Genomic DNA, 13657 nt, shown 5'->3' with positions numbered 1-13657 from the left:
ATGTAATTTTGTGAATGATATAATGTGCTACTAATATAAAAAGCACCTTAAAGGTGCTTTTTATACGCATGCTGGGCATGTCAATGAATCTCCATTTTTATCTATTGTTATATTCAATATATATTCAATCGCTTTATGTGACCAAGTTTCAGGTGTAGGCGATTCATTTATATATTGTGGCGCACATGACTTCAGCATTGGAGTACTAATACTCCCTCCAGGATCTAAAGCAACTACAGCCATGCCATGGGGTAATTCCAGGGCCATAGATTTAGTGATACCTTCAATTGCAAATTTCGAGGCACAATATGGCGCAAGCTCAGCTTCACCTTCTCTCCCCCAACTAGAACTCATATTAATGATAATTCCTTCTTTCCTAGATACCATTGCGGGAACAAACGCTCTTATTACATTTACTACACCATTCACGTTTACATTCATTACACTTTCGAATTCTTGAGCCGTAATTTTCCAAAGTTGTGCATTTTGATTTACAATCGATGCATTATTTATTATCAGATTGGGAGCCGTATGTCTATTAAGTATATAATTTGCCCAATTGTTAACTTGCTGAGAATCTGAAACATCAATTACTTGGAAATCATGTATTTTACTGTACTGTTTTTTTAGTTCTTCAATTTTATCTTTTGAACGTCCACAACCATATATGTTCCACCCTAATTCATGAAATCGATCAACCATCGCACGTCCTAACCCTTGTGTCACACCTGTAATAATTACAGATTTACTAATTTCTTTTCGCTTCATTTCTCTCATCCTCCTTCCCTATATCTTACTCTCTTCATTTTTATTCAGCGATTTACTATAGTATCAACTCAACTCATACTTTAGTAATGGTTTTGATATTGCATACATAAGCAAAAAAAGTAACCATCATGGTTACTTTTTGCTATATATCTAAAAATTCATTGTTTATTTCATTATTGTTTTTACATTTCAGCTTCTCTTTTCCACATTTCTCACACTGGTAAATATAAACTACACCTAATATACCTTTTTTAAAATCCTCATTATCCTGCATCTTAATAAAAATATATTTATGTTTACAATGCGATTCACCCAAATAATTTTTAAACCACTTTTTCAACACAACACATTCCACCTTTATGATAGAACCTTTATTTAGCTGCTTTATTATATACTTTTATTTAAATGTTCAATCTCATCTTGCAATTTTTTAAATTGCTCAAAATGCATGGTAATAGATTGGCTACTACCATAATCAACATTTTGTTTCACTAATATAACACCCGTATCATGAAAAAGCGCTTCAAGTTCTTTCCTAATAGACACTTTCGCAATATGGGCTGTTTTAATTGCAGATAAAATTGCAATTTCATTAAACTTTAATTTTATTTCATTTGGACAAAATGCGTCTTCAACTAATATAACTTCATTACTATAAATTAGTGCAACAAGATTACTTGATTTGGCATCTGTTAAATCAACTTTTTTCATAATATCTTTCATTACATTTTGCCTCCTTTATTTTCATATATATCAATTATACAAATTTTTTAAAAAAATTACTCAACTTTATTATATTAATTTTAACACACTTTTATTGAAATCCATGCTCCAAACGTTTTACTATTCCACAATTTTTATTGTATGAACCATCTGGACTATAACTCCATATAGTAATGTTAACAACTTATTATAAAGCAGGTGAAAATTATGCCATCAGTTGTAGGAAATTTAGTTGTACAAAATAGCAATGGATCATTTAACTTAGGTGATTTCTACAACGTATCTCCGAAAGAAAATACGAAAGCTTATAATGGTTCCGGCGCATCAAACGTTGGTTTTGTTGTTAATACTTTTAGCGGTGTTAGCGCGACCAATACATTTGATTCTGACCTTGCAGATCAAAACCAAGTGGGTACAGCCTAATCTTATGTTCAACTTTCTGTATAGAAAATTTTAATTTGTCTATACTATAATCAGGCTGTTTGACAGCTCTTGTTGATTTTGGAGTACCCTATCTTTTTCTCCCTTTCCCTGGGGCTCAGCAGCTAGCACGAAGCTAGCTGCTTTTTCTTGTATTATTTGTCTCATAAATCAGAAATAAAAGAAGCTGCCATTTAATATTCAGCTTCTTTTACGTTATTTCAATAATATCCATAGCGTTAAATACGTAAGTTTTATAAAAGGCGTCTGTACAAATTACAATTTGTTTTACCGGATTGATATGTACAACAGTCATGTAGCTTGTTAGTATGTAACCATCTTCAAAATATGTTACCAATATTTCTTTCTCAGACAATAATGACGTTAATAATTTATCAGAAATTCTCTCTTTTGCTTCATTTGTTAAAAGCGGTTTTTGTACTTTTAATTTCTCTCCAATAATCTTTCTCATATTTAAAAGTTGTTCGGACATTACTGTAAACAGAACCCACTCTCTTTCTTCTTTTTGTATCTTTACATCGTTCATTTTTTATCTCCTTGATCATTTATACATTTATTTAGCCATACTATCCCTTAGTTATTTTTAATACTTACTAAACTCGGATTTACTTCTAAACTATAATTAGGTTACCTCTCAAAAGAACACTCGTTCTTATTATACACGAACTTACGTTCTTTTGAGAAGAGCCATACTTATTATTTCTTAACAAAAAACATAATTTTATTTATCTCCATACTTTTTTCCTTTATCAAATAAACTTCTCATTTCTTATATAACATGCATATAACAACTAAAAGGCGACTTCACCCAAAGTGAAATCGCCCTTTTCTAAAAAATATTTCAAAGCTTATTTTTCTATCCTAACTAATGTTCTTTCTGGAATACATAATTCATCTATATTAAAATGATTTATTTTTAAGTTCAATTCCCCTACTCGTTCCTTATCTTCATCACCAACCCAACAACTAAATAATTCGAAATAGTCTCCATCTTCCAAATAACCTTCCATAATCTTGCATAAAGTTAAAAGTTTTTCTTTCGCTTCTTTTTTTCCTTTACATTTTGCCACTCGACAAGTTCAATTCCCCAACTAGTTGAAACCTCATATGTGTAATTTGTTTGGAATTGATAATCTTGTACAATTTCAAGCATACTTTCATCTGAAAAACACGGTCCAAAAACAATTAGATTATTAGAATCCGGATCCGTTAACGGAATTTCTACATTACAGCCTATGTAACTTGCTAAACTCATTTTATACTCCTCCAGTATTCGTATAAAAAATACTTCATAGTATATTTATTTACTCAAATATAAAATCCCTGCCTAAACGAAAAAGTTTTAAATTTTTATCGTTTATTAACCATCTATAACTGAAAACATATACTATGATGAACGAACTCACAAAGCATAAGAAAAGAGAGCATTTACAACACTCTCTTTTCTTACATACTCTATGGAACTTTACAAAACTGAATCAATGATTTTTATTATTATATTTTATTACATATACTTAGGTTGTACTATTATATGTAACTCTCTCTCTGTATCCGCTTTTTTCGGATGACGAAAATAATTAAGTTCGTACTTTAACACTTTATACTCAACCATCCCGATTTTAATCCCTTTCGTTTCTTTTAATATAGCTAATAAATCACTTACATTTTCATCATATGACTCAAAAATTTTCGCGCCGCCCTCTCCTTGAAAGATTACTTTCATATATTCTCCACCACCTTAATTTATTGATGTGGTAAATGACGCGTTTAAAACGATTCATTCTTTATCCTAAAATTTTCATATGAAAAAGAACATCCTTTCCAATCGAATGCTCAGCTTTTTACTAATTATCCATGTTAAATATTTATTCAAAAACATTATATGTATTATTTTTTAAATTATGTTCGATATCCATTATTAAAGAGTAAATATATGTAATAAACTTGCATAATGAAAACCGTAGAATATTCACTTTCGTTGAAATAATTATAATCCATAATTTTCCATTGTAATTCTTAATATTTAAATGTAATATTGTATTGTCTTACTATCTATTTATAACTCACACACTAATTAGAAAAAGGGAACTCTATATGAGTTCCCTTTTCTAATTATGATTACAGTCATTATTTCTTTTCTAGAAATTTAAATGTATCTTTAAATTCTTTATTATTCACTTTAATATCAGCATCTTTCAATAAATCATTGACTACTTGTTGTTTCCATTTACCTGTCGTATCTTGTAGTCTTTGTTGTTCTATATCTTTACGTATTTTATCCTTTACTTCATCAAATGGCTTCAATTCTTTTTTATCCGTCACTTTAATAATATGGTAACCGTAAGTTGTTTTAACCGGCTCACTTACTTGGCCTGCATCTAATTTATACGCAGCTTCCTCAAATTCTTTCACTGTTTGCCCAGGGGCAAAACCAGATATTTCCCCGCCCTGTTCCTTTGAACCAGTATCTTCTGAATACTGTTTTGCTAAGGCAGCAAAATCTTCACCATTATTTACTTTCTCCTTTATTTCTTTAGCCGTTTTTTCATCTTTCACTAAAATGTGACTTACTTTCATTTCTGGTTTATAGTTATCTTTCACATCTTTATCTGTAACTGTTGCTTTAATCGCTTTCTCAAATGCAATTTCTGGCTTCATTTTTTCTTTTAATTCATCTTCATTTTTCAACCCAAGTTGTTCTAAAGTCGATTTAAAGTTTTCACCCATTTTATCTTTTGCTTCTTCTACTTTCTTTTTTGCTTCCTCATCTGAAACTTTATATTTATCTAGCAATGCCTTACTTAACATCATTTGATATAAAGTACTTTCTCCATATTGTTGTCGTAATTCTTTACTTAATTCTTTCTCTGTAACATTTCCTACTTTTGATGTTACTACGTTGTCTGAGGAACCACATGCAGATAATGCTAGCATCATGCATGAAATAATTGTTCCAATAAATATTTTCTTCTTTTTCAATTCAAATACCTCACTTTTATCATTATGCAAATTAACTATACACAGTCATTGTGAAAACAGTGTGTTTTCTACATGTAATTCATTTCATATGAGTTGACTATGTATCATGTATTTTCATTTTTAAATATAAAGAGTCTTCTTACTATGCATAGTAAGAAGACTCTTTATATAATTCTCAAAAAAATATAGCTTCTATAGTTGCTTAATAATTACATGTTTTTCAGGTATCCAACTATTCTGCCCGATATCTACCGCATTTCCCACTCTACCCCACACTCGAAAAGATGTCGATCCATCTATGTTTCCTTTATAATTCATACATTCAGGCTCTTCATAATAATTTACTCCGTAACCGACAGGATATTTTGAAGTTGCATAAAACCATTTCACATTAAAATGTTTTAAATATACCCACTGCTTATCGTTCCCTAAACAAATCATATCTTGCTCACCGCCTCCCCAATAACCTGCTAAGATTAAATATGGAATTTTCTGAGTGAGTGTACCTGTAAATTGGGGATTCATGGGGTTTTCATATAAATTTATTCCATATCCATCAGGATATTTCGAAACTGCAATACCAATGCCATTCGGTTGCTGTGTATACACTATGTTAGATTGATTTGCTTTGTTCGAATTTATAAACCAAGAAAGTGACTTATTTCCTACTAATCGATTCAGATCACATTTCCCAATCCCAGGAACATTCCCTGAATCCGTATATTGCCACATATCGCATGGATATGCTGGCTTATTCCCTCCATAACGAGGGATCCATACGAAATCAGCTTCAATATTACGTGCTCCAAATGATAGATACGTGTGATGCCCTACATATAATCCTACTTTTTCCGCACCTAAACGGCGTAATTCATCAATAAATGCCTGTGTCCCGCCTTGCATATCTACCATCGTTTGAACTTCTACGTCCGCTACCCAAAACTTAGCAGATTGATCACCACGATTCCAAAAATCTTGTGCCTCTTTCTTTGCATCAGCAATAGATATAAAACGGCAAAAAGCATAATTACCGAATGGGATACTATGCTTTTTCATTTCACTAACATAATTTTGATACATAAAATCCACCGTATTAGAGCCATCTTGAACTCTAGCAATCACTAAATCTAGCTGAGATGCTGCAATATCCCAATTGATAGTTCCATTCCATTTTGAAATATCTACAATATACCCCACACATTCCAGCTCCTTTTTAATGTCTTATTCATAGCTTGTTTTATTGTAAGCCTCCTCTCTCTAGAACTAGCTATCTATAATATAAATAAAAAGAATCTTTACCGTTTTTCAAAATATATTCTCTTTCAGAAATATTTCTATTAGTTTTAACATGTATGTCACAAAAAATATTCTCATATTCGAAATATACCTTACTATTTGTTATGTAGTCTCATCCTATCAATTTAGGTATTGAACATTTTTATAGATATTAGAAAAAATCCTCTTATATTATTAACTTAAAACTCCCAGTATCAATTCCCTTTCAGTTAATAAAAATCACTACTCATTTTCTATATATTATTAAGTCAAATGTTGAATTTTTTAATTCATTAAAATATGTGATCCAAGGTGGCAAAAGCTGAACTTGTACATTTTCTTCCAATATTTTACACTACCTCCTTATACAATTCTTACTAGCATAATATGTAAAAAACTAAAAAATGCATCAGTTATATTAATTAAACATCTTATTTCACATTCTCAATTTTCCCTTTACATCTTTAAGCACTTTTACTACTATGAAATTCTTTATTATAAGCAAATCCACTGAAATTTCATATTATACTAATACGACTCTATATCCTTTAAATTATAATACTCAATATTAGGAGCTGATTTCATGAAAAAAAAACCTATCGTGTTTAAAATCCCACCAAATTCAAAACTAAAAGTTACATTTTTCGGTCCTTGTAACGAAGTAATTACAAATGTGTCTATAATTAATCAACTATGCGCCCCTAAATGTCAAACTATCACGCAATATCCAGACTTTAAGAAATATGTAACTGAAGTACGATCGTTATCCCGTTGTTAGTCCGCATAATGCACGATTTTCACAACTTTGTTACCTAAAATAACTGAGAAAGAAAATAACTGCATTTCTAAATTAAAATTACTCATTTTATGATATTCCATTGATAATTCATTGATTTTTTACACGTTTTTATTAATAGAACATATATTATCGTATGGAGATTATCCACTCATAAAACCTATCTTTCTTTGGAGCATACTTTTTATGTATGCTCTTTTTTTATGTAACCGTCCCCCTTCTAAATTGACCAACAATATATTAAAATTCTTTATATACTCAAGGAGGTCAAATATGTTCAAGTTGCATCCAATACTACTCATCTTAGGATTGATTTTGTTTTTATATAGTGTAATCGCCTTTATGTTATTCTTTTCAGTGTATTAGGATTCCCTACACAAATCTATGTTCAATATATAATTTCTATATAGTAAAGAAAAAACGTAATGATACGATCTTTTATGTATTCCGTCTTTCTTGTTCTATAAGAAAACTAGCAAACTTACTAACAATGAGTTTTCACAAGCATGTTACTTATTATTCTGTTTATTATCTGAAGAAGGTTGAAACCTCTACAAATTAAACTACACTTCACCTGTTTACTTATATATTCTAGAAAAACAATAATAATCCCCCACCATTTGGTAAGGGGATTAACTAAACCTACTAAAAAACATTTAATGATCAGTTTTATTTAGTTGGAGAAGGAAATCTTGCCGCTTCAAAATGTGCCCCATCTTCTAAAGGACTTAAAACCCCATCTATACTACTTTGTGCATAAATCTCAACTTCATCCCCTGCATTCAATTGAACAATCGTCGAAACACTTACGACATTTCCAAAACTTATTGGACCAAAAAAGTCATTATCTATAGCTATCGCTGCGTTTCCATTCACACGAATTTCTACACGCGCTCTATAATTTAAAGTTGGATCATTTGGAAAGAAACCAATCGTTCCAATAATAGAATATACTCCTTTAGTCTTCGGCGTAAAAATAGATGTTGCTGGATTATACTCATTCGCTAAATCAAATTGTTCATTTTGAAATAACACTTTCACAAAAGTATTAGCAGGAACATTTTGATTCACAGTATTTCTAGCTCTAAATGCCGATGCTCTAACAAGATTGTCCTTATTATCATGACACTTACTAATGTTCTTACAACAATCATGATGCTTCTTTTTATACTCCTTACAATACTTACAGTAGTAATAACAAGACATACTAATTCCCCTTTCAAACTTATTACTACATATTATGTAAGATTGATTTATAAGGTTTGGACTAGCTATTTTTCTTATTCATAAGGGCGCTATTAATCTGCACCCTTATTTATATAAACCACTTCATTCCTTACTAGTTATAAGTTGTATATAGTTCCATATGGAATAGTAAGAAAAGAACTTCCGTACGGTGTAACATGATGTACTGGATAAAAATACTCTACGGATGAGTAATATGGTTGTACTCCTTGCTGCTGCATTTGTTGTTGCATTTGCAATGCTTGTTGAATAGCTTGAACTGTACTTTGTGCTCCACTATACGTTATAGACGTACCATACGCTGGTCGCATGCCAGCTTCAGAATTAATATATGAATAAAACATAATTTTCAACTCACTTCCGTATAATTTGTTACACATTATATTATGATTCTTTATTTCATTGGTACTATAATGCTAGTTCGCTCGCTTATATTCAAATGATAAAATAAAAAAGTAGCTGCTAGACTACTTTTAATTCTTCTTATTACCAAATGAAATGATATACATATTCTCCGTTTACACGCTCATCAATTCCAGCAACCCTAACGAATCTAAGTAAATCCGCCCCTTGAAGAAAATATACCGACATCGTAACCGGTACTTGTGACCACATGAATTGATAAAGCTCATTCACTCTCTGATTCGTCGTAACGATTAAATCATTTACAGGTCCATGATTCCATGCAGAGGTTTGAACTGAAGTGAAAGAAAGGTCTTTCCCATTAACCACTATTCTTGCCACGCTTTGAGTTATGTCCACAATACTCCCCTCCAACATTACAAAAATTGGACCTTTTTTAGTTCATATTATTATAAATATTCTTGACTGTAATAAATGTTTAAGGCAAATCCCTAATAAAGTGAAACTTTAATCAGTGGAGGTCTTACTGCCCGTTAATGCGGGATACAATTTTTTTATTCATATCCCTCAATTCCCATTACAACCATATAATTTCTAACCTGATTCAATTTTTGTAAAAGTTGAACCAGCAAATGTAAATTCCGTAAAATTATTAGAAAAATTAAACTTTACTTTTGAAGGTACTCTGAGAAAAAGCGAAAAATCAGCTGGAAAGCTTATCGATTTAAATATTTATTCGAAATTAATAAGCGATTAATTTTAGTCACTCTGCCCATACTCAATCAAAGTTTGGGCTTCTTTAATTTCTGTATAAAATTCAAAAGTTTGACACAATCCTGGAAAAAGCTTATAAAGAAAAGTGAGGTTCCGTTATTTTCACACTTAGTAGCACAGTCATGTTACATACAATTTTATAAGTGTGAACGAACTACAAAACTAAAAAACAAATAATAAGTTTGCAACATGTTTGCAAATACGAATTTTGCATATAAATTCGTGTGATATTGAAAGGAGTTTTACTTATGAAAGAAATTAAAACAGAACAAGAATTCAAAGACATCATCGCAAGCGAGGAGCCAGTAGTTGTTAAGTTCTTTACTACATGGTGCCCAGATTGCGTACGTATGGACAACTTTATCGGAGATGTAATGGAAGAGTTCAATAAATTTGAATGGTATTCTATTAATAAAGATGAGTTTCCAAGTATCGCTGAAGAGTATCAAGTAATGGGTATTCCAAGTTTACTTGTATACCAAAACGGTGAGAAGCTAGGCCACTTACATAGTGCTAATGCAAAAACTGAAGAGCAAGTTACTGAGTTTTTAGAAGCATACTAAGATGAAAGCCCTCTGGAAAATATTTTTCAGAGGGCTTTCATCTGTTTTCATAATTATCTTTTGACTTTTTTCCTCGTTTAATGAATTACACCTTGTCATGATAAGAATAATATGTAGTAAGAAAAGTATTCGTTTCTTGATCCATCTCCCCTCCTCTCTCTTTAGTAAATAAACTCCAATTCGGTTTACACCCTGACTTTGTACTTTTCAACATATTTTTCCTTCACGAAACTTTGTTATCCCCTTCTTAAAAAGCTATAAAACGTCAACAATGTTTGTATAGACCCACACGACTTTCGTTTGATACTCTATTTATAGAAAGAAATTCCTTTAAAGAAAGGTGAGTGATTAAAATGGATACTCTTTCTCATAAAGAAGCTGATAAAGGCGCTATTGTCAGCATTATGGCCTACATATTTTTATCCTCTATGAAAATCATCATCAGTTATATTACCTTCTCTAGCGCATTACGCGCTGACGGTTTAAATAACTTAACGGATATCGGTGCTTCTTTAGCGATATTAATTGGTCTAAAAATATCTCGTAAACCTCGTGACCCAGATCATCCGTATGGGCATTCGCGTGCCGAACAAATCGCATCACTTGTTGCGTCCTTCATTATGGCAACAGTCGGATTAGAAGTTGTTATTAGTGCCATTCAATCTTTCTTAAATCCGAAACAAGCAGCGCCTAATGTACTCGCTGCATGGGTTGCTTTATTTTCTGCTGTCGTTATGTATTGCGTGTATTTGTATACGAAAAAAATTGCAGCACGAACAAAAAGTAAATCATTAGAAGCCGCTGCAAAGGATAATTTATCAGATGCACTCGTAAGTATTGGTACTGTAGTAGGTATTGTCGGTTCTCAGTTCCAAATGCCTATTTTAGACCCTATTGCCGCTTTAATTGTCGGTCTTATTATTTGTAAAACTGCATGGGAGATTTTCGTAGAATCTTCTCATATGCTTACAGATGGAATTGATCCTGATAAAATGGAAGAATACGCTGATGCTATTGAGCATATTGGCGGTGTGGAAAACATTGTAGATATTCGAGCACGTATGTACGGGAATCAAACGTACGTTGATATTACAATTGAAGTAGATGCTCGCATGGATGTTGGAGAAAGTCACTGTATTACCGACAACATCGAAGCTATGCTTCGCAAAAAGTTTGGAATTTACCATGCACACATTCATGTTGAGCCAATGAAAAAAGAACCTATTATGACATAGGTTCTTTTTTTATGAACGTTTTATGGAATATAACACATAAAACGAGCCAGCTACCACCAGCTGCCCATCCTGCTAATATGTCAGATGGATAGTGCACGCCAAGATATATTCGACTAACTGAAATAGATAATACAACAAAGCTTGCTATAAGAATAATTAACAATTTTTTATGCAACGAAATACGCTCTTCAGTAATTGTGACGTATGCAATAAATCCTAAAAAAGCAGTAGCATTCATCGTATGACCGCTCGGAAAACTATATCCAGTTGCAGTAACAAGCTGCGTGACATCAGGTCTTGCTCGTTCGTACCATAGTTTAAGCATACTGTTTAAATAACGAGATCCGTAGTAATTAATTGTTAGAAGCAACGCACTAAGCAACTTTTTTCTAACGAGAAAATACATTACAAGAATAATGAGTAATGGAAAATATATTCTTTTGGAACCGATAAAAGACACCCAAGTAAAATAGGTCGTCAAATAATCGTTTCGAAAGCTTTGAATAAAATGTGCGACTATATTGTCAAAGTTCTCAATACAAGCGGTATGATACGAAAGTGATAATACGACAAAACAAATGAGTAACGTAAAACTTAGCAAGTATAAATGTCGATATCGTTTCACATACATAACCTCACTATGCAAAAAAATGGAGCGGTTGTTTTAGTTTTCCTCTCCATTTCTTTTTTATGCATAGTTTATTAAAAAATATAATTATTAATTTTTTGCTTCATCTCAGGGATATCTTCTCTTGTTACAGTGAAGCGAATAACCTTCTCATCAAGATCAAGTGCCTCAGCGAATAAACCAGCTAATCCACGTGATTTTCTATCTACTTCCATAATTATTTCTAATCGGTCGTATGCACGTGGCAAAATTAATAATTCTAATTCATCTAATCTGCCGTAGTACTCTCCAGAAACCGGAATAAACTCAAATTCTTGTGCGAATGGAACTTGTTTACGTAATCGGTGCGGTAATTCTTCACATTCTATATGACGTGCTTTAAACCCTAATTCATTTACACTATCTAAAACACTACTTAATAATGCATTAGGTAACACTTGAACGTAGTCGCGGTCACTTGGGTCTATACTACGTTTAATATCAAGACCTGTATGAATCCAAACCGTTTTCATACCAAGTGTAAGTGGTGCTTCAATTGGCATTGGAAAAGAAAATGGAATGTCAACTGTTTCATTCGGTTCTACAGAAAAAGGTTCGGTTAAGCGTACTCGCTCTAAATCATATGTTGCTGTTACTTTTTTATCATCCACTTCTCGTACATACGACGTCGATAATGTTAAGTAAATGCTTTCAATTTGTTGGCTAACTGAACCTCCAGTTATATGAACCTTTCCAACTATTTCTTCCCCAACAATATACTCATCTTTTTCAAGAACAGTATCTACCTTTGCACTTCCAATACCAACGCTTGCTAAAAACTTTTGAAACATGGAGTCTCCATCCTTTCTAAAGCAGAAGCTACATCTTGTTTTAAATCTTGTACATTCTCATAGTACGGCGTTTTTATTTGTAACATTCGCATAAGCATTTCGCGATTATAATTTTCCAAAGTTAATTCTTCGTACCATGGTTTTTCCTGTTTTTCATTAGATTCATATCCTGCATATAATAAAAATAATGAGAAATGACCGAGCGCATAAAAGTCGCTACGAAATTGAACTTCTCGCATCAAAGCTTGTTCACCTTCGTAAGTTGTAGCTCGCTCATCATCCTCACCTTTCCATTTAGCTAATCCAAAATCAATAATACTAATTTGATTTTCTTTCATTAATATGTTTGGAATGCGTAAATCTCGGTGAATAATGCCTTCACTATGAAACACCGATACAATTTCTAATATTTCATATAAAATCTCAAAAACTTCACGTTCTGTATATACATACTCATCTATGAAAATATAATCTTCAAAATTTTTACCAGGCATGTACTCCATCACAAAGAAGCTCTTTTTCTCCCATATGAAATGATCATATAGACTAGGAATTGCATGATAATTTAATGTTTGTAAAATCATTTTCTCTTGTTCAAATGATTTTCTACCAGACTCATATCTTTGTTTACTTTGTCTTAATTGTTTTAAGACTTTATATCTATTTATTTGCAAATCATTAACGACATATGTAACCCCATAACTGCCCATTCCAATTACTGATTCAATTTTATAACGCTCTGCAACAATTGTATTTTTTCGCAGTGGTCTATCAAATAATGCTAGTACACGACGCCATTTCATCAGCTACTTGAAAAAAAGCTACGGCTTTTACGTTTTCTTTTATAATGTTGATGTCCATAACCAGATGAACGTCGTTTATAATCGCTACTTGAATACGAGCGCCCTCTACGACGATAATCACTACTTGAATACGAACGATATTTTTTCTTTCCTAATAAAGAATCAATAATTTTTTTGAACATTACTTCACCTCTTGAGTAAAATTTCCTTTTCATTATACCAATAATTATTGAC

Annotated in this window: 20 protein-coding genes and 1 pseudogene; 5 read left to right on the top strand and 16 right to left on the bottom strand. The window is 31.9% G+C overall.

Annotation, left to right across the window (positions count from 1 at the left end; genetic code table 11):
- Window positions 1–60: 60 nt before the first annotated feature.
- From MKY21_RS11480 to MKY21_RS11470, 3 genes are all read right to left on the bottom strand, one after another.
- Window positions 61–768, bottom strand: coding sequence for an SDR family oxidoreductase (locus tag MKY21_RS11480; RefSeq protein WP_016117759.1), 708 nt, complete (start codon window positions 766–768; stop codon window positions 61–63).
- A 142-nt stretch (window positions 769–910) separates the two neighbouring features.
- Window positions 911–1111: a hypothetical protein gene (locus tag MKY21_RS11475; RefSeq protein ID WP_000915140.1), complete on the bottom strand. Its 201-nt coding sequence runs from the start codon at window positions 1109–1111 to the stop codon at window positions 911–913.
- 44 nt (window positions 1112–1155) lie between these two features.
- Window positions 1156–1491, bottom strand: coding sequence for a hypothetical protein (locus tag MKY21_RS11470; RefSeq protein WP_000651906.1), 336 nt, complete (start codon window positions 1489–1491; stop codon window positions 1156–1158).
- 207 nt (window positions 1492–1698) lie between these two features.
- Between MKY21_RS11470 and gerPF the strand changes: the two genes are divergently transcribed.
- Window positions 1699–1914: a spore germination protein GerPF gene (gene gerPF / locus MKY21_RS11465; protein WP_001141569.1), complete on the top strand. Its 216-nt coding sequence runs from the start codon at window positions 1699–1701 to the stop codon at window positions 1912–1914.
- A 208-nt stretch (window positions 1915–2122) separates the two neighbouring features.
- On the opposite strand, the gene MKY21_RS11460 is transcribed toward gerPF, so the two are convergent.
- The 6 genes from MKY21_RS11460 to MKY21_RS11440 form a co-directional block, all read right to left on the bottom strand.
- The gene (locus MKY21_RS11460; protein ID WP_016117757.1) at window positions 2123–2458 is read right to left on the bottom strand and encodes a YolD-like family protein; all 336 of its coding nucleotides are present in this window, start codon (window positions 2456–2458) and stop codon (window positions 2123–2125) included.
- A 322-nt stretch (window positions 2459–2780) separates the two neighbouring features.
- Window positions 2781–2930: a hypothetical protein gene (locus MKY21_RS31180; RefSeq protein WP_194807957.1), complete on the bottom strand. Its 150-nt coding sequence runs from the start codon at window positions 2928–2930 to the stop codon at window positions 2781–2783.
- Window positions 2931–2956: 26 nt separating this feature from the next.
- Window positions 2957–3187, bottom strand: coding sequence for a hypothetical protein (locus tag MKY21_RS31175; RefSeq protein WP_000050517.1), 231 nt, complete (start codon window positions 3185–3187; stop codon window positions 2957–2959).
- A 249-nt stretch (window positions 3188–3436) separates the two neighbouring features.
- The gene (locus MKY21_RS11450) at window positions 3437–3655 is read right to left on the bottom strand and encodes a hypothetical protein (protein WP_000864279.1); all 219 of its coding nucleotides are present in this window, start codon (window positions 3653–3655) and stop codon (window positions 3437–3439) included.
- A 404-nt stretch (window positions 3656–4059) separates the two neighbouring features.
- On the bottom strand, window positions 4060–4911 hold the full coding sequence (locus MKY21_RS11445) for a peptidylprolyl isomerase PrsA (protein ID WP_000727342.1): 852 nt from the start codon (window positions 4909–4911) through the stop codon (window positions 4060–4062).
- 192 nt (window positions 4912–5103) lie between these two features.
- Window positions 5104–6108 carry a glycoside hydrolase family 25 protein gene (locus MKY21_RS11440; RefSeq protein ID WP_000540659.1) on the bottom strand — a complete coding sequence of 335 codons (1005 nt, stop codon included), beginning with the start codon at window positions 6106–6108 and terminating at the stop codon, window positions 5104–5106.
- 661 nt (window positions 6109–6769) lie between these two features.
- On the opposite strand from MKY21_RS11440, the gene MKY21_RS11435 reads away from it, so the two are divergent.
- Window positions 6770–6964: a hypothetical protein gene (locus MKY21_RS11435; protein ID WP_044796288.1), complete on the top strand. Its 195-nt coding sequence runs from the start codon at window positions 6770–6772 to the stop codon at window positions 6962–6964.
- Window positions 6965–7651: 687 nt separating this feature from the next.
- Here MKY21_RS11435 and MKY21_RS11430 read toward each other — a convergent pair.
- From MKY21_RS11430 to MKY21_RS11420, 3 genes are all read right to left on the bottom strand, one after another.
- On the bottom strand, window positions 7652–8188 hold the full coding sequence (locus tag MKY21_RS11430) for a C1q-like domain-containing protein (protein WP_001278086.1): 537 nt from the start codon (window positions 8186–8188) through the stop codon (window positions 7652–7654).
- 137 nt (window positions 8189–8325) lie between these two features.
- Window positions 8326–8571 (bottom strand): DUF3947 family protein, encoded by a 246-nt coding sequence (locus MKY21_RS11425; protein ID WP_000500112.1) that lies wholly within the window; start codon window positions 8569–8571, stop codon window positions 8326–8328.
- Between the two features lie 142 nt (window positions 8572–8713).
- Window positions 8714–8989, bottom strand: coding sequence for a hypothetical protein (locus MKY21_RS11420; RefSeq protein ID WP_000355691.1), 276 nt, complete (start codon window positions 8987–8989; stop codon window positions 8714–8716).
- Between the two features lie 208 nt (window positions 8990–9197).
- On the opposite strand from MKY21_RS11420, the pseudogene MKY21_RS11415 reads away from it, so the two are divergent.
- The 3 genes and pseudogenes from MKY21_RS11415 to MKY21_RS11405 form a co-directional block, all read left to right on the top strand.
- A pseudogene (locus tag MKY21_RS11415) lies at window positions 9198–9347 on the top strand (GNAT family N-acetyltransferase); the annotation flags it as partial.
- A 265-nt stretch (window positions 9348–9612) separates the two neighbouring features.
- Entirely contained in the window at window positions 9613–9927 is a 315-nt protein-coding gene (locus tag MKY21_RS11410) for a thioredoxin family protein (protein ID WP_000658787.1), read from the top strand.
- Between the two features lie 353 nt (window positions 9928–10280).
- Window positions 10281–11162: a cation diffusion facilitator family transporter gene (locus tag MKY21_RS11405; RefSeq protein WP_044796285.1), complete on the top strand. Its 882-nt coding sequence runs from the start codon at window positions 10281–10283 to the stop codon at window positions 11160–11162.
- Here MKY21_RS11405 and MKY21_RS11400 read toward each other — a convergent pair.
- The 4 genes from MKY21_RS11400 to MKY21_RS11385 form a co-directional block, all read right to left on the bottom strand.
- On the bottom strand, window positions 11152–11787 hold the full coding sequence (locus tag MKY21_RS11400) for a phosphatase PAP2 family protein (protein ID WP_000833370.1): 636 nt from the start codon (window positions 11785–11787) through the stop codon (window positions 11152–11154). The two genes, MKY21_RS11405 and MKY21_RS11400, sit on opposite strands and share 11 nt — an antisense overlap.
- Before the next feature lie 77 nt (window positions 11788–11864).
- Window positions 11865–12620, bottom strand: coding sequence for a sporulation protein (locus tag MKY21_RS11395; RefSeq protein WP_000486631.1), 756 nt, complete (start codon window positions 12618–12620; stop codon window positions 11865–11867).
- A complete protein-coding gene (locus tag MKY21_RS11390; RefSeq protein ID WP_086392386.1) occupies window positions 12602–13423 on the bottom strand; it encodes a serine/threonine protein kinase in 822 nt (273 codons plus the stop codon). Before MKY21_RS11390 ends, MKY21_RS11395 begins: the two co-directional genes overlap by 19 nt.
- Window positions 13423–13605: a hypothetical protein gene (locus MKY21_RS11385; RefSeq protein ID WP_000473371.1), complete on the bottom strand. Its 183-nt coding sequence runs from the start codon at window positions 13603–13605 to the stop codon at window positions 13423–13425. Before MKY21_RS11385 ends, MKY21_RS11390 begins: the two co-directional genes overlap by 1 nt.
- Between the last annotated feature and the right edge of the window lie 52 nt (window positions 13606–13657).

This window comes from Bacillus sp. FSL R9-9497 (assembly GCF_038005805.1).
Classification (GTDB): Bacteria; Bacillota; Bacilli; order Bacillales; family Bacillaceae_G; genus Bacillus_A; species Bacillus_A cereus.
This window is presented reverse-complemented; position numbering and strand designations above follow the sequence as displayed.

Bases quoted from the DNA above. Each gene is read 5' to 3' on its own strand.
- MKY21_RS11480 (WP_016117759.1), bottom strand. From the start codon at position 768: ATGAAGCGAAAAGAAATTAGTAAATCTGTAATTATTACAGGTGTGACA.
- MKY21_RS11435 (WP_044796288.1), top strand. From the start codon at position 6,770: ATGAAAAAAAAACCTATCGTGTTTAAAATCCCACCAAATTCAAAACTA.
- MKY21_RS11430 (WP_001278086.1), bottom strand. From the start codon at position 8,188: ATGTCTTGTTATTACTACTGTAAGTATTGTAAGGAGTATAAAAAGAAG.
- gerPF (WP_001141569.1), top strand. From the start codon at position 1,699: ATGCCATCAGTTGTAGGAAATTTAGTTGTACAAAATAGCAATGGATCA.
- MKY21_RS11470 (WP_000651906.1), bottom strand. From the start codon at position 1,491: ATGAAAGATATTATGAAAAAAGTTGATTTAACAGATGCCAAATCAAGT.
- MKY21_RS31175 (WP_000050517.1), bottom strand. From the start codon at position 3,187: ATGAGTTTAGCAAGTTACATAGGCTGTAATGTAGAAATTCCGTTAACG.
- MKY21_RS11450 (WP_000864279.1), bottom strand. From the start codon at position 3,655: ATGAAAGTAATCTTTCAAGGAGAGGGCGGCGCGAAAATTTTTGAGTCA.
- MKY21_RS11425 (WP_000500112.1), bottom strand. From the start codon at position 8,571: ATGTTTTATTCATATATTAATTCTGAAGCTGGCATGCGACCAGCGTAT.
- MKY21_RS11390 (WP_086392386.1), bottom strand. From the start codon at position 13,423: ATGAAATGGCGTCGTGTACTAGCATTATTTGATAGACCACTGCGAAAA.
- MKY21_RS11460 (WP_016117757.1), bottom strand. From the start codon at position 2,458: ATGAACGATGTAAAGATACAAAAAGAAGAAAGAGAGTGGGTTCTGTTT.
- MKY21_RS11385 (WP_000473371.1), bottom strand. From the start codon at position 13,605: ATGTTCAAAAAAATTATTGATTCTTTATTAGGAAAGAAAAAATATCGT.
- MKY21_RS11395 (WP_000486631.1), bottom strand. From the start codon at position 12,620: ATGTTTCAAAAGTTTTTAGCAAGCGTTGGTATTGGAAGTGCAAAGGTA.
- MKY21_RS11410 (WP_000658787.1), top strand. From the start codon at position 9,613: ATGAAAGAAATTAAAACAGAACAAGAATTCAAAGACATCATCGCAAGC.
- MKY21_RS11405 (WP_044796285.1), top strand. From the start codon at position 10,281: ATGGATACTCTTTCTCATAAAGAAGCTGATAAAGGCGCTATTGTCAGC.